The organism is Ruegeria sp. O4, assembly GCF_056535125.1.
In genome coordinates this window covers 166,575-187,086 of record NZ_JBQERO010000002.1, presented here as the reverse complement: position 1 = coordinate 187,086, position 20,512 = coordinate 166,575, and the positions used below count along the sequence as shown (strand labels likewise).

Sequence of the window (20,512 nt, the reverse complement as noted above, 5' to 3'; positions counted from 1 at the left end):
GATTTCCACGATTTTTTAAGAAATGGGGTCAGCTCATCGGCTTGACTTCGCCCGTGATTGCACCCTTTCTTCCGCCCCAGAGAGGTGAGGTATCATGCAGAACAGATTTGATCAGGAACTCGAAGATCGGCTGGTGCGTTACGCGGCGATCGACAGTCAGAGCGACGAGACCTCGGCGACCACGCCGAGCACCCCGATACAGTTCGACATGCTGAACCTGCTGAAGCAGGAACTGACCGAGATCGGCGCTAGCGATGTGACGCTGACGGGTGACAGCGTGGTCGTCGCGACCATCCCCGGCACCGCACCCGGCCCGACGGTGGGCTTTCTGGCGCATGTGGATACGGCCCCCCAGTTCAATGCAACGGGCGTCAAGCCGCGGGTGATCAAGGGATATAACGGTGGCGACATTTCCTTTCCGGACGACCCGGATCTGGTGCTGTCCCCGGACGAGAACCCCTATCTGGCCGAGAAGATCGGACATGATCTGATCACGGCATCGGGCACCACCCTGCTCGGCGCGGATGACAAGGCCGGGGTGTCGATCCTGATGACCATGGCCCGGCATCTGATCGAAAACCCGGATATCCCGCACGGACCTATCCGCATTGCCTTTACCCCGGATGAAGAAATCGGGCGCGGCGTTACCGAACAGCTGCCCAAGGATCTGGGGGCGGATTTCGCATATACTCTGGACGGTGCCGAAGTGGGCGAGATCGAATATGAAAGCTTTTCGGCCGACCGTGCCGTGATCCGGATCGAGGGGGTATCAATCCACCCCGGACTGGCCAAGGACAAGATGGTGAACGCAGCCCATCTGGCGGCGAAGATCGTGCAGACTTTGCCGCAGGCCACCATGACGCCCGAAACAACCGATGGCCGCGACGGGTTCATTCATGTCACCGACATGAGCGGTGGATCGTCCGAGATGGAAATCAAGCTGATCCTGCGCGATTTCGAGATGGAGGGCCTTGAGGCACAACGTGACATCGTACGGCAGGTCTGTGCCGCCGTGCAGGCCACGGAACCGCGCGCGACCATCACCTGCGATATCAGCCACCAATACCGGAACATGCGCTATTGGCTGGAAAACGACATGACACCGGTTGATCTGGCGCGCGACGCCTGCCGCGAGCTGGGGATCGAGCCGCTGTCGGTGCCGATCCGCGGCGGCACCGACGGGTCGCGCCTGACCGAGTTCGGCACCCCCTGCCCTAACCTGTTCACCGGAATGCAGTGCATTCACGGGCCACTGGAGTGGATATCGGTACAGGACATGGCAGTGGCGACCGAGCTGTGCCTGTCGGTTGTGACCAAGGCGGCACAGGCTGGCGGCAATAATCAGGGCTGAAAACCGCCGGTCGGGCGACGGCTCTTTCACCCGGGGGTCAGCGTGGTAAGTTGGCGTGAACAGGTATTTAGGAACACTTGATGCAGCTTTTTGAATACAAGGTCGTCCCCGCGCCGCAAAAGGGCGTGAAAGCCAAGGGCGTGAAAACGGCCGAGGGCCGCTTTGCGGTCTCGGTCGAACAGGTCCTGAACCAGATGGCGCAGGACGGCTGGGAATACCAGCGCGCCGAGCTGCTGCCCAGCGAGGAACGCTCGGGCCTGACCGGATCGACCACAAACTGGCGCAATGTGCTGGTGTTCCGGCGGGTCGTGGCCGAGGAAGTCGATGCGTCGGTGATCGGAGACGTACCCGAGTTCGACGACACCCCATTGGCCCAACCGATCCCCGGCCCCGGTGTGGTGGCCGCGCCGAAACCAATTTCGGAAGAAGCGCATGAGCCGCCTTTGTCGTTGAAAAGCCGGGACCAGGTTGACCAGGACACTGATACCGCCAATGACAAGAAAGACGCCTGAGACGGATCAGGGTTTGACGTGCGGTTACACCTGCAACACGGTGTGCACCGCAGTTTGAGCAGCCCGCCCGCGGGCAGGTTGGGCGCTGCGGGCGCGATATGTGCTTATCAACCCAGCGAAATCTGTGGCATGTTAACCGGAAAACCGGGAGGGACTTTGAAATGGGTATTCGGCAGACACAGGGGCGGGCACGCCTGTATGACAGCATCCTTGATACAGTCGGCGACACGCCCTGTATCCGGATCAACCGGATCGCGCCGGAGCATGTGACCGTTTATGTGAAGTTCGAAGCGTTCAATCCGGCGGGGTCGGTCAAGGACAGGCTGGCGCTGAATATCATTGAGGCGGCAGAACGGGATGGGCGGCTGAAACCCGGTCAGACGGTTGTCGAGGCGACATCGGGCAATACCGGGATCGGGCTTGCCATGGTCTGTGCGGCCAAGGGATATCCGCTGGTCGTGACGATGGCCGAAAGCTTTTCGGTCGAGCGGCGCAAGCTGATGCGCTTTCTGGGCGCGAAGGTTGTTCTGACCCCAAAGGCGCAAAAGGGGTTCGGCATGTATACCAAGGCCAAGGAACTGGCCGAGGAAAACGGATGGTTTCTGGCCAGCCAGTTCGAGACCGCAGCCAATGCCGATATTCACGAGAATACGACCGCGCGGGAAATCCTTGCGGATTTCGAAGGCAAGCAGCTGGATTACTGGGTGACGGGCTATGGCACCGGTGGCACGGTCGCCGGAGTGTCACGCATGTTGCGCAAAGAGCGGCCCAATACGAAAATCATCCTGACCGAACCGGCTAATGCCGCCATCGTGTCGTCAGGCTATGTGAATACGCGCAACGACGATCACCAGCCCACCGAAAGCCACCCCAATTTCGAGCCGCACCCGATTCAGGGTTGGACACCGGATTTCATTCCATGGGTCCTTCAGGAAGCCATCGACAATTCTTATTACGACCAACTGGTCCCTATTCCGGGGCCGCAAGGGATTGAGTGGTCGCGCCGCCTTGCCTCGGAAGAGGGGATATTCACCGGGATCTCGGGCGGGTCGACCTTTGCGGTGGCGATGAAGCTGGCCGAAACCGCAGCGCCGGGATCGGTCATGCTGGTGATGCTGCCGGATACGGGCGAGCGTTACCTGTCGACGCCTCTGTTCGAAGGGGTCGAAGACGTCATGACGGATGAGGAATATGCGATCTCGGCCTCGACCCCATCCGCGCAGATGAGCGCAGAATAGGGCGCAGCGTCAGGTTCCAATATCCAGCGCCAGCGCGTGGATGCGGGGCACGATGTCGCCCAGCGCCTTGTGCACGGCCCGGTGGCGGGCGACGCGGGATTGACCGGCGAATGCGGCGGCGCGGATGCGGACGTTGAAATGGCTTTCGCCGCCTTCCCTGTGGCCTGCATGGCCGCGATGGCTTTCGCTGTCGTCGATCACGTCAAGTTCATGCGGGTCAAAGGCGGCTTGCAGGCAGGTTCGGATTTCGTCGGTCACGCTCATTTTTTTGCTCAGCGGCAAAATTTTTGCCGCCCCCCTCTTCTACTTTCGGCTGCTTAGACTAAACTGCTGCCTCCGAGTCGAAAAGATGCGTTCGTGAGGATAGAGCATGGCGAAATCAGACCCCTTCGGATTCGATATGTCCGTTTCCAGCGCCAAGAAAAAGAACCCGCGTGGGCGCCGGGGCATGTCGGGCGCGTCCGAGACCTCGGTCCGGATCTGCGATCACGACGGGTGTGACGAGCCGGGCAAGTTCCGCGCGCCCAAGGCACCGGATGTGCTGGATGACTATTTCTGGTTCTGCCAGCAGCACGTGCGCGAGTATAACCAGAAGTGGAATTTCTTCGACGGCACCACCGAGGCCGAGCTGAACGCGCAGCGCTCGAAGGACAAGGTTTGGGAACGTGAGACCAAGCCGATGGGAGACCCGGAGGCGCGCGCCTGGGCCCGTCTGGGCATTGAGGACCCGCATCAGGTTCTGGGCGCCAACAGCACGCAGAACAAGGGGCGCACCTCGGGTGGTGGTGGACGTCGCCTGCCCCCTACTGAACGCCGTGCAATCGAGATTCTGGAAGCCCATGACAGCTGGTCCAAAACCGAAGTGCGCAAGGCGTACAAGAAGCTGATCAAGGTGCTGCATCCGGACATGAACGGCGGCGACCGGTCGCAGGAAGAGCAGTTGCAAGAGGTCGTCTGGGCCTGGGACCAGATCAAGGACAGCCGGAATTTCAAGTAAGGCCGCCGTCAGTCGCCAGCTGTTTACACAGTTTGAACGGATTGTGAGGATGCTGTCTGGAAACCTGTTTCAATTCCCGCGATAGTGGCAGGGTATAGAACCAGAGCTTTTCCCGGAGCGTCCACTGTGCGTATGCCTTTCTTACTGTTGCTTGCCTCTCTTTTCGGGCTGGTCGTGGCGCAGTTCTATCCGACCGAGATGGACTGGCTGTTCCTTTTGTCCCTGCTTTGTGTGTTCGCCAGTACGATCCTTTTGATCCGGGCTTGGTTCGACTGGCGCAGGGCCAACACATGGATCATCGTGGACGGGTCAAACGTGATGCACTGGAAAGACGGCGCCCCGGATCTGGCGACGTTGCGGCAGGTTCTGGCCAGTCTGAAGCAAGCCGGGTTCAAACCGGGCGTCGTGTTCGATGCGAATGTCGGGTACAAGGTTGAAGGGGAATACATGAACGACCGGGCGCTGAGCCGCGCCCTGGGCTTGCGGGCCAAGCGGGTCATGGTCGCGCCCAAAGGCACGCCGGCAGATCCGCTGATCTTGCAGGCCGCGCGGGACAGCAGGGCGCGTATCGTGACAAATGACAGGTTCCGTGACTGGGAGGACGAGTTTCCGGATGTGTTGAAAGCGGATCGCCTTGTGAAAGGTGGTTTTCGCAAGGACGAGCTTTGGTTTTCGCTTTGACCACGCGACCACAGCTTTACGCAACGATCCGGGTTTCGTAGCGTTCAGGGATGACACTGACGGGACCCTGCCCCGGCAGAACAGTTTTGGATGCAAGGACCGTGGCACGCAAAGAGCAGAACCCGCCAAAAGCCAAGATCCCGCCGGATCATCCGTTTTCTGACATCATCAGCGATGCGTACAGGGTTTTTGCCTATCCAAAGCCGAGCAGCATCGAAGTTTGCGAAGGCTGCTGCATGGACGCAGATATTGAGGCGGATTTCTTCACGCCGCCCATTGCCGAGCTTCCCCTGCATTACGTTCAGGACTGGTTCTTTGCCGCTTGTGATCCCGCGGGGATAGCCCGCGAAACATGGGGGTACCTACTGCCCCGGATCCTTGAGATTCTGTCTGTGGACGAAGACCCCGCCAGCGTTGGGCTGGAGGTGAGCCTGAACCGGTATGAAACCGGCAACCCGAAGAACTGGTCGCCCGAGGAATGGCAGGTTCTGGATCGGTTCCAGCGCGCATATCTGAAACGCGAGATGGCACGGGAACGCGGCTGCCTGGACGATACGCTTTGCATGTTTGCCCTGGCAGGATGGCCGCTGGAGTCGCTGTTCGAACAGGTCGCCGCAAGCCCGGATACCGAATTGGTGCTGCGTCTGTGGCGCGATTGGTGTGCATATTGTATTCCGGGGCGGGACTCGATCTGGATTACCGCATTCTGGAACAGCCCCGGCAATACGCGGGCCTTTGAGTTTTACACCTCGGAAGCGATGCACGACAGGATGACCCGCATCGCGTTCGCCGAGGACACTCCGGAGGATATCGCGGCAAAGGCACTGTCCGTGGCCAGTGTTATCGAGACCCATGCCGATTGGGCAATGGGTGGGTTGTCGACCTAAGGTCTGAGCCATGCGCGAATGATGTTGGGTTGATGTCCCGGAGGATGAAGGCGTCAAACCTTGTTCGGTTGATCCCCGATTGGCAACTACTGCACTAATGCTGTTAACAGCGCGGCGTGATCCGGGTGCGCACCAACAATGGCGCCACGATTTCCGCAACGTGGGCCTAACCTGCGAACATGCCTCGCAACGCGCGTGCCTCGCGCCCGGTCAGGCAGCTTAGGCGCGTTTGGGGGTGTGGTCCTGCGTCTGAACGCAACACCGGAAAGAGCGCGCGCAGTTCCTCGACATCGTCGCGATGCAGTGATTTCAGCGCCATGTCACCCGGAAACAGGCTTTCGCTTTGCAGACCGTGCGATGTGAGGATCACATGTTCGGCGCAGGCGATGTGATAATATGTCACCGCCTCGCCCGTGGTCACTTGCCGGATGGTATCATCGTTGACCAGATGAATGGCCGCGCAGAACACGCTTGGTGCGCCAAAATAAAGCTCGGCCCGCCAGCCCCCCAGCACAACCCGGTGTTGCGGAGAGAGGTAAAGATCCCTGTCCGGCAGGCCCTTGCCCAACGCATCGCGCCGGATGCAGACCGGGTTGAATTGGGGCCGGATGCGCAGGATTTGCGCGCTGAGTGTTCGTTTGCCGATCCATTCGATGGGCAGCGGGGTCCCGCCGGCTACGCAAACCCGGTCGCCCACGGTCAGATCTTCGACCGGGCGCGGGCCGCGATCCGTTTCGATCAGGGTGCCCGAAACAAAACAGGGCGGATCGGTCGGGTTCAGATCACTCGGGGTGATTTTCCAGTTGCCAGTGGTCATCGGACCGGTTGGGTTATTGGCATCCCAGGCGTAGATTTGCCCGCCGACCTGAATGAATTCTCCGGTTTCCCCGGTTCCGCGGTAGTTTCCTTGCCCCAGATAGGTGTAAGGCTGGAAAGTCGCGCCCCCGTCAAACGACACCATCGATCCGCTGATGATCGCGGATTGTGTCGTGTTCTGGACGATGAGATCGTTCTGGCCCGTTGTCTTGGCCGTATGGAGAAGAACGTTAAATGCCACCTGGCGTCACCAAGGCCATGTTGGCAGATATCGACGCGTGCTGATCACTCGACCCAGAGCAACATTGCAGACGGAGCCGCACCCGGCATTCCCGTTTCACCAACACCCGATCACTTATAAAGCGCCCCATAAGACCATTTTATATGTCTGATAAGGTCACTTTCCACAACATATAGTTTGCCGAATGCCCACCTGCATGCAGCATTTCGGACACATGGTTCGGCATCTGCATCCGATCAGGCCGCGCTGTCATTGAGGAGCGCAGCGTGATCTGCGTCTTGTACCCGTCGCAGTTGAGGATCGCCCGCGCGTCAATAGGGCCAGTTTGAAAGAAAAACCTGCTCACCTTTCCGAGCGGGCGGCTTTCCCTTGCCCTTGTCCGCAATATGTTGCACCACACACGGGTTCAAACCCGGTGAGCGGGGCAAAGGATAAGGACAAGGCGCATGGCTGACGGATCGATCGATGTAAACGCAAAACCCACCGAAGATATCTCGGTCCGTGACGTATTTGGCATTGATACGGACATGAAGGTCAAAGGGTTTGCCGAAGCCACCGACCGTGTGCCCGTGATCGACCCGACCTACAAGTTTGACCCCGAGACAACATTGGCGATCCTGGCGGGCTTTGCCCATAATCGCAGGGTGATGATTCAGGGCTATCACGGCACCGGCAAATCGACCCATATCGAGCAGGTCGCCGCCCGTCTGAACTGGCCCGCTGTGCGCGTGAACCTGGACAGCCACATCAGCCGGATTGACCTGATCGGCAAGGACGCAATCAAACTGCGCGATGGCAAGCAGGTGACCGAATTCCACGAGGGCATTCTGCCCTGGGCCCTGCGCAACCCCGTCGCCATCGTGTTCGACGAATATGACGCGGGCCGTGCGGATGTGATGTTCGTGATCCAGCGGGTGCTGGAACATGACGGTAAACTGACCCTGCTGGACCAGAATGAGATCATCACGCCGAACCCGTGTTTCCGCCTGTTTGCCACCGCAAACACCGTGGGTCTGGGCGATACCACGGGTCTGTATCACGGCACCCAGCAGATCAACCAGGCACAGATGGACCGCTGGTCGCTGGTCTCAACCCTGAACTATCTGAGCCATGACGCTGAGACGATGATCGTGCTGTCGAAGGCGCCGCATTACAACACCGCCGAGGGGCGCAAGACCGTCAGCCAAATGGTCACCGTGGCCGACCTGACCCGGACCGCCTTCATGAATGGCGATCTGTCCACCGTCATGAGCCCGCGGACCGTGATCAACTGGGCGCAGAATGCCGAGATCTTCCGCAATGTGGGCTATGCGTTCCGCCTGTCGTTCCTGAACAAATGCGACGAGTTGGAACGTCAGACCGTGGCCGAGTTCTATCAGCGCTGCTTTGACGAGGAATTGCCGGAAAGCGCGGCGAGTGCGAGCTTGGGCTAATTGGTGATACGACTAACGATAGGTGCAGCGTTAATTTCGTTGCCCTCTCTGGCGCACGCCGAACTATCTTCAAGCGTTTTTCCGACCGGTGCTTCAGAAATCGAGAAGATCAAACACTGTGTGGCTGTGAACTATGCCAACGCACTAGCTGGACTAGTTGGTTCGGAGATAGCCAACTTGTCCTCCAAGCCACGCGAATACTACTTTGGCGACACAGTTCAGACCAACCTACCCGCCGACTGGATTCTTGAGGCCATAGGAGGAATGTCGGTTTTAGCAGATGCGCAAAAAGTAGCACTCGGCTGGGAAAAAAACTGGCGAAGCCAAGGCGAAACCTACTGGGCACCAATCAAACTTAACGATGGCGAACCTTACAATGTTCACGAAGGCAGACTTCTCGCTGCCCACACAATTGCATGTGCGGAATTCACGCACGCTATCACTATTAAGTATGGTCGCGGTTTCTACTCGAAAAACACCCAGGAAGTTTCGCTACCTGAGTAACTCCCAACTGGTGAGTGATTAGCTGGGACTGTAGGTTAAATGGGGCAAGTGCATCTGATTGCATAAGAACCTGCTGTACAGGTGTGCTGGTTCGATGGGAAAAGGGGGTTGGCCCTATGGTCAAGTCCCCTGAATAGCACTAGGTTGCCGGGACAGAACAAGACCGGACCTGCCTGATGAGCAAACCCAACGACAACCCCGCTGATCCGTTCAAGAAAGCGCTGGCCGAGGCCACCAAGGTCATGGCTGATGATCCTGAGCTGAACATCTCGTACACGGTCGATCCATCGGGCCTGTCGGGTGAGTCGATGCGGCTGCCGCAGGTGTCTCGGCGTATGACGCGGGAAGAGGTTCTGCTGGCGCGCGGCACGGCGGATGCGCTGGCCTTGCAGCGCCGGTATCATGATGACGCCACCCATGCGCGCTATGCGCCTCCGGGGGATATGGCGCGGGATTTGTACGAGGCGATGGAAACGGCACGTTGCGAGGCGATGGGTGCGCGGGATATGCCCGGCACTGCCAGCAACATCGACGTCAAGATCGGGCATGAGGCGATCCGGCGCGGATATGACCAGTGCAAGCAGCCTGCCGACGCGCCCTTGTCGGTGGCGGCGGGATATCTGATCCGGCATCTGGCCACCGGGCGCGATCTGCCGCCTGCGGCCGAGAATATCATGAACCTGTGGCGCGGGTTCATCGAGGAACAGGCCGGTGGCGTGTTGGAAAACCTTGATGACGTGCTGTCGGATCAGGCGGAGTTCGCCAAGTTCGCGCGGCAGATGATCAAGGATCTGGGCTATGGCGACCAGCTGGGCGATGACCCCGACGAGCTGGACGACGAGCAGGAGGATCAGGCCGAGGACGACGCCGAGGAACAACCCGATCCCGACAGCACCGGTCAGGATGATCAGGACGAGCAGGACGCGGATGCGACGCCTGAGCAGACGCAGGAAGAGCAGCAGGATCAATCTCAGGCGCAGGTCTCGATGGATGAGATGGCCGAGGATGAGCTTGGTGACGAGGCCGAGATGCCTGATGGCGAAGCGCCGCTGGAGCCGCCTGCCCCGCCGCCCGCATCCGAGGCCGACCCGGATTACAAGGTCTATCTGAGCACGCATGATGAAGAGATTGCGGCCGAAGATCTGGCCGAACCTGCGGAACTGGAACGGCTGCGCGCCTATCTGGATCAGCAGCTTGAACCTTTGAAAGGGGCGGTTTCGCGCCTTGCCAACAAGTTGCAGCGCCGGTTGCAGGCGCAACAGAACCGCAGTTGGGAATTCGACCGCGAGGAAGGCATTCTGGATGCGGGCCGTCTTGCGCGCGTTGTCGCCAACCCCACCACTCCGCTGAGTTTCAAGGTCGAGAAGGATACCGAGTTCCGCGATACGGTGGTGACGCTGTTGCTGGACAATTCTGGGTCGATGCGGGGGCGTCCGATCTCGATCGCGGCCATCTGTGCCGATGTTCTGGCGCGGACGCTGGAGCGCTGCAATGTGAAGGTCGAGATTCTGGGCTTTACCACGCGGGCGTGGAAAGGCGGTCAGGCGCGCGAGGCATGGCTGAACGATGGCCGCCCGCAGCAACCCGGCCGTCTGAACGACCTGCGCCACATCATCTACAAGGGCGCCGATGCGCCGTGGCGGCGGGCGCGGCCCAATCTGGGCCTGATGATGAAAGAGGGCCTGCTGAAGGAAAACATTGACGGTGAGGCGCTGGAATGGGCGCATCGCCGGATGATCGCGCGGCGCGAGCAGCGCAAGATTTTGATGGTGATTTCGGATGGGGCTCCGGTTGATGATTCAACCCTGAGCGTGAACCCCGCCAACTATCTGGAAAAGCACCTGCGCGATGTGATTGCCATGGTGGAAAAGCGCAAAATGGTCGAGCTGCTGGCGATTGGCATCGGTCATGATGTGACCCGGTATTACGACCGTGCGGTGACAATCACCGATGTGGAACAGCTGGCCGGTGCGATGACGGAACAACTGGCGGCCCTGTTCGACAGTGATCCGCGCGCGCGGGCGCGGGTGATGGGGATGAAGAAGGTCAGCTAGGCTGGCCTTGCCTCCGGCGGGAGTATTTCCCAAAAGATGAAAAGGCGGCGATTTCGACCGCCCGGCTGAGGGAGGTGTAGTATGTTCCAATCCTTTGAGGTGACCGCGCGGCCCGAGCAGGGGCCGCCGCGTCTGGCTGCGTTGCGCGCTGAGCTGGTGCGCGAAGGGTTGGACGGGTTTTTGATCCCGCGTGCGGATGCGCATCAGGGCGAGTATGTGGCCCCGCGGGATGAGCGTCTGGCCTGGTTGACCGGGTTTACGGGATCGGCCGGGTTCTGTGCTGCGCTGACCGGCATGGCCGGTGTGTTCATCGACGGGCGGTATCGCACGCAGGTCAAGGCGCAGGTCGCGGATGTGTTCACGCCGGTGCCGTGGCCTGATATCAGCCTGAGTACATGGCTGAAAGCGCAGTTGCCCGGTGGTGGTAAGGTGGGCTTTGATCCGTGGTTGCACGCGGCAGGGCAGATCTCGTCCACGCTGGGCGAGCTTGAGGGCGCAGGCATCGAACTGGTGCGCTGCGGCAATCTGGTGGACCGCATTTGGGCGGATCAGCCTGAACCGCCGATGCAGGCCGTCAAGGCGCATCCGATCGAGTTTGCGGGCGAAACCGCTGACAGCAAGATTGCCAGACTGGCCGCAGACCTGCGGCAGGCCGGGCGAAAGGCCGCGGTGATCACGTTGCCGGATTCGATCATGTGGCTGCTGAACGTTCGGGGGTCGGATATCGCTTACAACCCCGTGGCCCACGGGTTTGCGATCCTGCATGACGACGGCCGGGTCGATCTGTTCATGGCTACGGCAAAACTGTTGGACGTGCAGGATCATCTGGACCCGAAGGTGACGGTGCACAACCCCGCGGAGTTTCTGGAGGCGGTGAAAGCGCTGGACGGTGTGGTGCAGGTGGACCTGAACACGGTGCCGCAGATCGTGGCCGACGCGTTGGGTGATGCCATGGTGGATGGCGGCGACCCCTGTGCCCTGCCCAAGGCCTGCAAAAACCCGGCCGAAATCGCGGGCAGCGCCGAGGCGCATTTGCGTGATGCGGTGGCGGTGGTCGAAACTCTGTGCTGGCTGGACGCACAGCCCCCCGGCAGCCTGTCCGAGACGCAGGTGGTCACGCGGCTGGAAGACAACCGCCGCAGGGACAACGTGTTGCAGGATATCTCGTTCGATACCATTGCCGGGACGGGTCCGAACGGCGCGATCATGCATTACCGCGTGACGGACGAGACCGACAGCCGGTTGCAGGATGGTCATCTGCTGGTGCTGGACAGTGGCGGGCAATATCTGGATGGCACCACCGATATCACGCGGACGCTTGCCATCGGCACTGTTGGGGCGGAGGAAAAGACCTGCTTCACCCGCGTGCTGAAGGGCATGATTGCCATGTCGATGCTGCGCTGGCCCGCAGGGCTGGCCGGGCGCGACATCGAATGCGTGGCCCGCACGCCGCTATGGGCGGCGGGGCAGGACTTCAACCATGGTGTCGGACACGGCGTCGGGGCCTATCTGAGCGTGCATGAGGGGCCGCAACGCCTGTCGAAGGTCAGCCATGTCCCGCTGCAACCCGGCATGATCTTGTCGAATGAGCCGGGATATTACCGCGAGGGCGCTTTTGGCATCCGCATTGAAAACCTAGTGGTGGTGGAAGAAGCTCCGGCCCTGCCCGGTGGCGATGCGGAACGCGCGATGCTGTGCTGGCGCACCCTGACATTTGTGCCAATTGACCGCAGGCTGATCATGGTGGATATGTTGACGCCTGACGAGCGCGGCTGGCTGAACGCCTATCATCGCGACGTCGCGGAAAAAATCCGCCCAAGGCTGGGACATGACGCGCAACTGTGGTTGGATGCCGCAACTGCGCCGATCTGACACCCGCCTGTTACATAGAACGGGCAGAGGAGAGGCCCCAATACGTCGACGGAAGGACCAGAAATGACTGAGATCACGATCCAAAAAGCACCGGGCAAATGGACTGTCCGTTCGGGCGGTGCGATTCTGGGCGAAACGAGCAACGCGCTGGAACTGCAGGAAGGCGACAAAGCTCCGGTGATTTACTTTCCGCGCGGCGATGTTGCGATGGCGTTTCTGGACCAGACCGACAAGGTGACGCATTGCGCCGGCAAGGGTGACGCGACGCACTTTTCCATCGTCAACAAATCCTCGGTGACCGAAAACGCGGTCTGGAGCTATGAGGACCCGATTTCCGCCTTGGCCGAGATCAAGGGGTATCTGGCGTTTTATCCGGTAGACTCGGTGAAGGTGGAGCAGATCTAGAGGCGCCGGACAGGGTTTCAGCGGAGGCTTCGGGAACGCTTGTCCCGGTGGCGGGAGCCTTATGAATGTTCCTCGGCCGCGGTGGCTGCAAGGGCCCGGTTGTACGCCTTGAGCGCGTCGACATGGTAGAGCGCGCCAACGGGTGTCTCGGACCCGTCCTGTTCCAGAACGATAACCGGAATGCAGGGTATGTCGTCGCGGTCGAAATAGGGCATCGCGGCCTCAAGCGTGGCGCTGGCCTGAATGCACAGGCCCTGTTCGATCAGGGCGCGCGCCTCGTCCGCAGTGATTGAACGGTCATCCCCGATGGGGCGCATCACCGCCCCGGCGCGCAGCATCGCCAGCAGATAAGCCTGCGGCCCGGCGGCCAGGTGGACATCGCGGCGTTCCAGCTGGGTCAGGAAAAATGACCGGTCCACAAGGCGTGAGGCCAGCGCCGTGGACATGGACACACTGACCATAACAGCAAGGCCGATCTGCCAGTCGCCGGTCAGTTCAAACACGATCAGAGTGGTCGAGATCGGGGCACCCAGCACCGCCGCGGCAACCGCGCCCATTCCGGCAAAGGCATAAAGTGTGTGCGTGCCGGACACATCCGGCAGCAGCCCTGTGGCGATCAGTCCGAACGCCAGCCCGGTCAGCGCGCCGATCATCAGGGACGGTGAAAACACCCCACCCCCCATGCGCCCGCCCATGGTGATCGCCACGGCGATAGTCTTGGTCACCGCAAACAGGATCGCGGTCGTCAGAACCAGATCGCCGGTTAAAGCGCGGATCGTAGTCTGGTAGCCCACACCGATGATATGCGGGAACCAGATCGCCATCAGCCCCAGCATCGCGCCGGACACGGCCGGGCGCAGCCAGCCCGGAATGGACAGGCGGTTCTGGATATGGCTGCCGATATCTTCAGCAAAGAAGATCGATCGCATCAGCAGCAGCGCGACAAAGCCGCAGATCAGGCCGAGGATCAGGAAGGCGGGAAGTTCGACATAGAATTGCAGCGATCCGGGCGTTTCCAGCGTGAACTCGGTAACGTCGCCATATTCGAGGCGGTTGATCACCGTTCCGGCGACCGAGGCGATGACGATCGGGGCAAAGGCATGCACGGCGAAGTGGCGCAGCACGACCTCGAGCGCGAACAGGGCCCCGGCGATGGGGGCGTTGAAGCTGGCTGAAACGGCGGCGGCGACAGCACAGCCCAGCAGGTCACGGCCCGTGATCCCGTCGGCATGGATGCGGTTGCTGACCCAGGTGGAAATCACCCCGGCCATATGCACCACGGGGCCTTCGCGGCCCGTTGACCCGCCCGAACTGAGCGTGATCAGCGAGGCAAAGAACGAGGCGATGCCGGCCTTGACCTCGACCCGCCCGTCGGTGATGGCGGACCCTTCGATCACATCAGCGACAGACCTGACGCGCCCGTCATTGGTGAACCGGTTCAGGATCAGGCCCACGACCAGCCCACCGATGATCGGGATGATCAGGATCATGAACCACGGCAGTTTCTCGGCATGGCTGTGCAGCAGCAGGACGTCATCGGTGTCATAGAGATAGGCCTGCAACGCGCGGATGGCCTTGCGGAACCCAAGCGCCATGAATCCGGCAGCGATACCAATGACCAGCGCGATGAACCAGAACTGGATCTGGCTTGGCCCCCGGCGCAGCATCACCCGCCACGCATCCCTGATCGCGGCCAGAGCCTGATTGAGCTGGTTGCGCAGAACGGTGCGGGTCGACTGGGTCATTGGCTCTCGGGGATCATCACGTAACCCTTAGTAAGCCACGGAGCACCCTAATAAAAGTGAGATAGCGACAGTGTGAGGCCAATTCGTGCCACGGGCGCATCAGGCCTGCAGCAGAGCCCGGGCGGCGGCGCGGGCCTCGTCCGTGATGGTGTCGCCCGCCACCATGCGCGCAATCTCGTCCACCCGGTCGGGTTGGGCCAGAGGGATGACGGTGGACAGGGTTTGTCCGTCCGTGACCTGTTTCTGCACCCGCCAGTGATGCGCCGCACGGGCAGCGACCTGCGGGGAATGGGTGACAACCAGCACCTGCCCGCCCTGTGCCAATGACGCCAGCCTGCGCCCGACCGCGTCGGCAGTGGCCCCGCCGACGCCGCGGTCAATCTCGTCAAAGATCATCGTGCGAGCGCTGTCATCGCCCGACAGGCACACTTTGAGCGCCAGCAGGAAGCGGCTGAGTTCACCCCCCGAGGCGATCTTGTTCAGCGGCCCCGCAGGCGCGCCCGGATTGGTGGCCACGGTAAAGGCCACCGCGTCGGTCCCTTCGGGGCCGGGTTCCGTCGGGGTGAGTTCGGTCCGGAACACCGCGCGTTCCATCTTGAGCGGGGCCAGTTCCGCCATGACGGCAGCGTCCAGCCGCCCCACAGCCGCTGCGCGGGCCGCGCTGAGGTCGGCGGCGGCGTTGTCATAAGCCTTTTGTGCCGCGTCCACAGCGGCACGCCTGTCCGCCAGGTCGGCATCGCCTGCTTCCAACTGGTTGAGGCGGGTGCGCAGAGTGTCGGCAAACGCGCCCAGGTCATCCGGGGCCACGTCATGTTTGCGGGCCAGTGCGCGGATGGCAAACAGGCGTTCCTCGGCCTGTTCCAGTTCCGACGGGTTGAAGTCCAGCGCCTGAAGGCAGGCGTTCACGCCATCCTGCGCCTCGCCCAGTTCAATCATCGCGCGCCCCAGCGCGGCAATCGGTTCGTCCAGCTGACCACCTGCGTTGCCGGACACGCCTTCCAGCCACCGGATAGCGTCGGACATCGCCCCTTCGGCACCGTCCCCCGACAGCAGCGCGTAGGCGCGGGCGACATCATCGCGGATACGCTCGGCCCCTTGCATCATGCGGCGGCGGGCATCAAGTTCGGCATCCTCACCGGGCTGAGGATCAAGCTGATCCAGCTCGGAAACCGCGTGGCGCAGGAAATCTTCCTCACTTCGGACGGCGGCCAGCGCGGCCTCGGTCTCGGCCAGTGCCTTGCGGGCACGTGACATAACGGTCCAGGCCGCACGAACGGATGTCAGCCGGTCCGAGACCCCGGCGAAATCGTCCAGCATGGCCCGGTGGCCGCGCGGGTTCAGCAACCCGCGGTCATCGTGCTGGCCGTGCAGTTCGATCAGGGTTTCCGACAGTGCGCGCAGCACATCGCCCGAGCAGCGACGGTCATTGACCCAAGCGGTCTTGCGCCCTTCGGCGGTGTTGACCCGGCGCAGGATCAGCTCATCCCCGCCTGGCAGGCCCGCTTCGGACAGTATCGCATGTGCGGGATGATCGGCGGAAAGCTCGAACTCGGCCACAACCTCGCCCTGTGCCGCACCTTGCCGTACCAGTTCCGCACGCCCGCGCCAGCCCAAAACAAAGCCCAGCGAATCCAGAAGGATCGACTTGCCCGCGCCGGTTTCACCGGTCAACGCATTCAGGCCCGGCTGAAAACTGAGTTCCAGCCGGTCGATAATCAGCATGTCGCGGATATCAAGGGCGCGCAGCATCGGGTCTTCAGCGTCCCAAGCCTAATGCCATGGCGATTACAACCACTCACCCTTGATGGTCTGACGATAGATCGTGCTGAGCCAGTTGTTGCCACGGCTCTTGAGCTGAAGCCCGCGTGAGGTCAGCAGCTTGTACGCATCGTCATACCATTCCGAGGATTGGTAGTTGTAGCCAAGGATGGCACCTGCGGTTTGCGCCTCATCCAGCAGGCCGAGGGACAGATAAGCCTCGACCAGACGATAAAGCGCTTCGGCGGTGTGGGATGTGGTCTGGAAATCCTCGACCACGACGCGGAAGCGGTTGATGGCGGCGACAAAGTGATCCTGACGCAGGTAGTATCGCCCGATCTCCATCTCTTTGCCGGCCAGATGGTCAAAGGCCAGATCGAATTTGAGCACTGCCGAGGTGGCATATTCGCTGTCGGGATAAACCTCGATCACGGTGCGCAGCGATTGCAGCGCCTGAAAGGTCAGCCCCTGATCGCGCCCGACCTCGTCAATCTGGTCATAATAGCTGAGCGCCAGCAGATACTGGGCATAGGCCGCATCTTCGTCTGTTGGATAGAAGTCGATATACCGCTGGGCAGCGGCCCGGCTTTCTTCGTAGTTCTTGTCGGAATGGAACGAGAACGCCTGCATGATCAGCGCACGCTTGGCCCAGTCGGAATAGGGATACAGACGCTCGACCTCGGAGAAATACCAAGCCGCGTCATCCGAGCGATTCTGCGACAGTTCGTATTCGCCACGGGTATAGATCTGTTCTGGTGTGAACCCTTCCAGATTCTGATCCCGGTCCGCGCCCTTGTTGCCAAAAAGGCCGCCTGCGTTTCCACATGCCGTCAAAACTGCTGCCAGAAGAACCGCGCCTGCGAATCTGACTGCCGCCTTGCTGCCAACCATACCGCCCATCCTTGTCGTCTTACTTAAGAGGGTTCGCCCCGAATTGAGCCATGGTCTAGCACAGAAAATTCCGGTGCAAAACGCCTTATGCAACATCTGGCGCAAATGTCGTCAGAGTTGATCTGATCAGGCGACTTCGGGAATTTCGTTTACGATCAGGCCCTGCCCCGGCAGGCGTGCGGCCTGTTCCGGCGTGCACAGAACCGGACGCACCGCGCCGGGTGTTTCAAACAGATTGCGCAGCAATGTGTTGGTCAGCGAATGACCCGACTTGTCGCCCGTGAAATGGCCCAGAATCGGCCCGCCTGCCAGATAGAGATCACCCAGAGCATCCAGCATCTTGTGGCGCACGGCTTCGTCGGCGCGGCGGAACCCACCGGGTGTCAGCACCTCGTTGCCCTGCACGACCACGGCGTTATCCAGGGTACCGCCAAGGGCCAGCCCGTTTTCGCGCATGGCTTCGACATCAATGCGGCGGCAGAAGGTGCGGCAATCGCTGAGTTCGCGCGCGAACGACCCGTTGCGCATATCCAGCGTCTTGGTCTGGCTGCCGATTGCGCTGTCTTCGAAATCAATGTGGAAATCGATGATCAGCCCATCCGCGGGTGCGATGCTTGCGCTGGCGCCTTCCCGCGATGCGGTGACGGTCTTCAGCACCTCATAGGCCAGCACCGGGCTGGCCTGACGACGCACGCCTCGGGCCATGATACCGCGTACGAAATCGATCGAAGACCCGTCCATGATCGGAACTTCGGGGCCGTCGATTTCAATCAGCGCGTTGTGAACGCCGCACCCGGCCAAAGCAGCCATGATATGTTCGATGGTGGATACCGACACCCCGGCGCCATTGACCAGACGGGTGCAAAGCGGGGTCCGTTCGACCACGTGATAGATCGCCGGGATCATCGCATCGCCCAGATGGATATCCGTCCGTTTGAACCAGATGCCATGACCAACTGCCGCTGGTTTCAGGACCATGGTCGCAGGCTTGCCGCTGTGCAGCCCGACGCCTTTAAACGTGACCGGAGATTTGAGCGTATGTTGCAAAATGGGCCTCGGCGAGTGGTGTCCAGCCTTCTGGGGCTGTGTTGGACACTCAGTTAAGGAAGCCCGCGTCAAGGCTCAACTCACTCTTTGTAACCGAATGAAACATGTATGTAACAGATCGGCAAAACCCTGCTTACACGTTCGTAAGCCACTGTTTTAAAAAGAATTAGGGCCGCCAGATGGCGACCCCATGAGTGGATTTTGTTACCGCGATCAGTTGGCCTGACGGCGCAGGAAGGCCGGAATTTCGATACGATCCTGATCCGGGTCGGCCTCATCGTGAATCGGTGCCGTGGCCTCGGACTGGCGCAGAACGGGCTGCTGACGCGGCGGTTGAGCCGGTGTGTCAGAGGCGTGCCCGGTCATCCGGTCGATCAGCCGATTGAAGCCAAACCGCGAGCGTTCTTCGGGTTCGTGATGCGAAACCGCCGCTTGCGGGCGGGGTGCTGCGGCGCGCTGAGCTGCCGAGGGAACCTTCTGAACCGCAGCCTGCAAACGCTGGAGCGCTTCGGGCGACGGGGTGCCTGCGACAGGCGCGCGCGGGGCAACAAATGCCTCGGGCGCCGGTTCGACATGCTCGGGCTGCGGCTCGAATTCGGCGACGCGCGGCTGATAGGCTGGGGGCGGCAGATCGTCCTCATCCCGCTCGTCAAGCGGCTGGAACTGCGGCTGGGCGGGCTCTTCCGCGGCTTCAAACAGCGAAGGTTCGCGGTTTTCTTCCATCTGCGGCGCGGGCTCTGCCATTTCGGCGGCTGCGGGTGCTTCTTCGCGACCATATTCTTCGGCCGAAACGGTGCGGGTCAGCGGCTCGGACATCGAGCGGCGCGCGACCGGAATGTCAGCCGTTTTTTCGGTGGCGTCGATGCCGGTTGCAACAACCGACACGCGCATACCGCCTTCCATGGCGGTATCCAGCGTCGAGCCGACGATGATGTTCGCTTCGGGGTCCACTTCCTCGCGGATGCGGTTGGCGGCTTCGTCCAGTTCGAACAGGGTCAGGTCGTGCGAACCGGTGATGTTGATCAGCACGCCTTTGGCGCCTTTGAGGCTGATTTCGTCCAGCAGCGGGTTCGCAATGGCTTTCTCCGCCGCCTGAATGGCGCGATCTTCGCCGGTTGCCTCGCCGGTGCCCATCATGGCTTTGCCCATCTCGTCCATTACGGCGCGCACATCCGCAAAGTCGAGGTTGATCAGTCCCGGACGCACCATCAGGTCGGTTACGCCTTTGACGCCCTGATACAGGACATCGTCAGCCATCGAGAACGCCTCGGTAAAGGTGGTTTTTTCGTTGGCGAGGCGGAACAGGTTCTGGTTCGGAATGATGATCAGCGTGTCAACGACCCGTTGCAGCGCCTCAACGCCGTCTTCGGCCTGACGCATCCGCTTGGCACCTTCGAACTGGAAGGGCTTGGTCACGACACCCACGGTCAGAACGCCCAGCTCACGCGCGGCCTGCGCGATGATCGGAGCAGCGCCGGTGCCTGTGCCGCCGCCCATGCCTGCGGTGATAAAGCACATATGCGCGCCTGCCAGATGGTCGACGATCTGTTCGATGCTTTCTTCGGCAGCTGCGGCACCCACGGCCGGACGGGCCCCTGCCCCCAGACCTTCGGTGACCTTCACACCCAGTTGAACCCGCGCCGAGGACTGGCTTTGCTGCAGCGCCTGCGCGTCGGTGTTGGCGACGACAAAATCGACGCCGTCCAGCTGTTTTTCAATCATGTTGTTGACAGCGTTACCGCCCGCACCGCCAACGCCAAATACTGTAATCCGAGGCTTCAGTTCGTCTTGCCCGGGCATCGAAAGATTCAATGTCATGCTCTGTCCGCCTGTATTTATGTTCCGCCAAAGCGGTGTTTTTCTTACCTATCCTTGCTCGATTCTAGCGGGCTGATGCGAAAAGGTCACGTCAAAAATCGCGATTCACCACAAAATATGGAGGAAATAAGGCAGAAACCGGCGGCATTTCGCAGGTACTGCCAGATATAGCGGAAACGCCGGCGACCATCACAAGGCAGACGACCCCGGCGCGAGGACTCAGCCGTTCGTCACGCTTTGGTCGACCATCATTTACACTGCG

At 61.0% G+C, this 20,512-nt stretch carries 19 protein-coding genes; 11 read left to right on the top strand and 8 right to left on the bottom strand.

What is annotated here, in order from left to right; all coding sequences use genetic code 11:
- The first annotated feature begins 94 nt into the window (after positions 1-94).
- The 3 genes from pepT to ACR0J7_RS05130 all read left to right on the top strand — a co-directional run bounded on the left by pepT (position 95) and on the right by ACR0J7_RS05130 (position 3,101).
- Positions 95-1,351 (top strand): peptidase T, encoded by a 1,257-nt coding sequence (gene pepT / locus ACR0J7_RS05140; protein ID WP_480506275.1) that lies wholly within the window; start codon positions 95-97, stop codon positions 1,349-1,351.
- 80 nt (positions 1,352-1,431) lie between these two features.
- Positions 1,432-1,863, top strand: coding sequence for a DUF4177 domain-containing protein (locus tag ACR0J7_RS05135; protein WP_480913477.1), 432 nt, complete (start codon positions 1,432-1,434; stop codon positions 1,861-1,863).
- Positions 1,864-2,024: 161 nt separating this feature from the next.
- Entirely contained in the window at positions 2,025-3,101 is a 1,077-nt protein-coding gene (locus ACR0J7_RS05130) for a PLP-dependent cysteine synthase family protein (protein ID WP_480557540.1), read from the top strand.
- Between the two features lie 9 nt (positions 3,102-3,110).
- Here the strand turns inward: ACR0J7_RS05130 and ACR0J7_RS05125 are convergent, their stop codons facing one another.
- Positions 3,111-3,365, bottom strand: coding sequence for a BolA family protein (locus ACR0J7_RS05125; protein ID WP_267365906.1), 255 nt, complete (start codon positions 3,363-3,365; stop codon positions 3,111-3,113).
- 106 nt (positions 3,366-3,471) lie between these two features.
- Here ACR0J7_RS05125 and ACR0J7_RS05120 point away from each other — a divergent pair, with 106 nt between their 5' ends.
- The 3 genes from ACR0J7_RS05120 to ACR0J7_RS05110 all read left to right on the top strand — a co-directional run bounded on the left by ACR0J7_RS05120 (position 3,472) and on the right by ACR0J7_RS05110 (position 5,666).
- Entirely contained in the window at positions 3,472-4,098 is a 627-nt protein-coding gene (locus ACR0J7_RS05120) for a J domain-containing protein (RefSeq protein WP_480475989.1), read from the top strand.
- Positions 4,099-4,230: 132 nt separating this feature from the next.
- Positions 4,231-4,779, top strand: coding sequence for an NYN domain-containing protein (locus tag ACR0J7_RS05115; RefSeq protein ID WP_480506273.1), 549 nt, complete (start codon positions 4,231-4,233; stop codon positions 4,777-4,779).
- 101 nt (positions 4,780-4,880) lie between these two features.
- Positions 4,881-5,666 carry a hypothetical protein gene (locus ACR0J7_RS05110; RefSeq protein ID WP_480913475.1) on the top strand — a complete coding sequence of 262 codons (786 nt, stop codon included), beginning with the start codon at positions 4,881-4,883 and terminating at the stop codon, positions 5,664-5,666.
- 166 nt (positions 5,667-5,832) lie between these two features.
- On the opposite strand, the gene ACR0J7_RS05105 is transcribed toward ACR0J7_RS05110, so the two are convergent.
- Positions 5,833-6,723, bottom strand: a complete 891-nt coding sequence (locus ACR0J7_RS05105; RefSeq protein ID WP_480913473.1) for a Hint domain-containing protein — start codon at positions 6,721-6,723, stop codon at positions 5,833-5,835.
- 139 nt (positions 6,724-6,862) lie between these two features.
- Positions 6,863-7,069, bottom strand: a complete 207-nt coding sequence (locus ACR0J7_RS05100; RefSeq protein ID WP_480913471.1) for a hypothetical protein — start codon at positions 7,067-7,069, stop codon at positions 6,863-6,865.
- Between the two features lie 100 nt (positions 7,070-7,169).
- Here ACR0J7_RS05100 and cobS point away from each other — a divergent pair, with 100 nt between their 5' ends.
- The 5 genes from cobS (at position 7,170) to ACR0J7_RS05075 (ending at position 12,991) form a co-directional block, all read left to right on the top strand.
- Positions 7,170-8,156, top strand: a complete 987-nt coding sequence (gene cobS, locus ACR0J7_RS05095) for a cobaltochelatase subunit CobS (RefSeq protein ID WP_480475981.1) — start codon at positions 7,170-7,172, stop codon at positions 8,154-8,156.
- A complete protein-coding gene (locus ACR0J7_RS05090; protein ID WP_480899040.1) occupies positions 8,157-8,660 on the top strand; it encodes a hypothetical protein in 504 nt (167 codons plus the stop codon).
- Positions 8,661-8,836: 176 nt separating this feature from the next.
- Complete coding sequence (gene cobT / locus ACR0J7_RS05085; protein ID WP_267363892.1) at positions 8,837-10,714, top strand: cobaltochelatase subunit CobT; 1,878 nt, start codon at positions 8,837-8,839, stop codon at positions 10,712-10,714.
- Positions 10,715-10,795: 81 nt separating this feature from the next.
- On the top strand, positions 10,796-12,586 hold the full coding sequence (locus ACR0J7_RS05080; RefSeq protein ID WP_480913469.1) for an aminopeptidase P family protein: 1,791 nt from the start codon (positions 10,796-10,798) through the stop codon (positions 12,584-12,586).
- A 63-nt stretch (positions 12,587-12,649) separates the two neighbouring features.
- Positions 12,650-12,991 carry a DUF427 domain-containing protein gene (locus tag ACR0J7_RS05075; protein WP_480913467.1) on the top strand — a complete coding sequence of 114 codons (342 nt, stop codon included), beginning with the start codon at positions 12,650-12,652 and terminating at the stop codon, positions 12,989-12,991.
- A gap of 59 nt (positions 12,992-13,050) precedes the next feature.
- Here the strand turns inward: ACR0J7_RS05075 and ACR0J7_RS05070 are convergent, their stop codons facing one another.
- The 5 genes from ACR0J7_RS05070 to ftsZ form a co-directional block, all read right to left on the bottom strand.
- Positions 13,051-14,736: a chloride channel protein gene (locus ACR0J7_RS05070; RefSeq protein WP_480913465.1), complete on the bottom strand. Its 1,686-nt coding sequence runs from the start codon at positions 14,734-14,736 to the stop codon at positions 13,051-13,053.
- Positions 14,737-14,835: 99 nt separating this feature from the next.
- The gene (gene recN, locus ACR0J7_RS05065; RefSeq protein ID WP_480913463.1) at positions 14,836-16,485 is read right to left on the bottom strand and encodes a DNA repair protein RecN; all 1,650 of its coding nucleotides are present in this window, start codon (positions 16,483-16,485) and stop codon (positions 14,836-14,838) included.
- Positions 16,486-16,521: 36 nt separating this feature from the next.
- Positions 16,522-17,385 (bottom strand): outer membrane protein assembly factor BamD, encoded by an 864-nt coding sequence (locus ACR0J7_RS05060; RefSeq protein WP_267363885.1) that lies wholly within the window; start codon positions 17,383-17,385, stop codon positions 16,522-16,524.
- 126 nt (positions 17,386-17,511) lie between these two features.
- Entirely contained in the window at positions 17,512-18,432 is a 921-nt protein-coding gene (gene lpxC, locus ACR0J7_RS05055) for a UDP-3-O-acyl-N-acetylglucosamine deacetylase (RefSeq protein WP_480481843.1), read from the bottom strand.
- A 213-nt stretch (positions 18,433-18,645) separates the two neighbouring features.
- The gene (ftsZ, locus tag ACR0J7_RS05050; RefSeq protein ID WP_480481845.1) at positions 18,646-20,250 is read right to left on the bottom strand and encodes a cell division protein FtsZ; all 1,605 of its coding nucleotides are present in this window, start codon (positions 20,248-20,250) and stop codon (positions 18,646-18,648) included.
- Positions 20,251-20,512 lie beyond the last annotated feature (262 nt).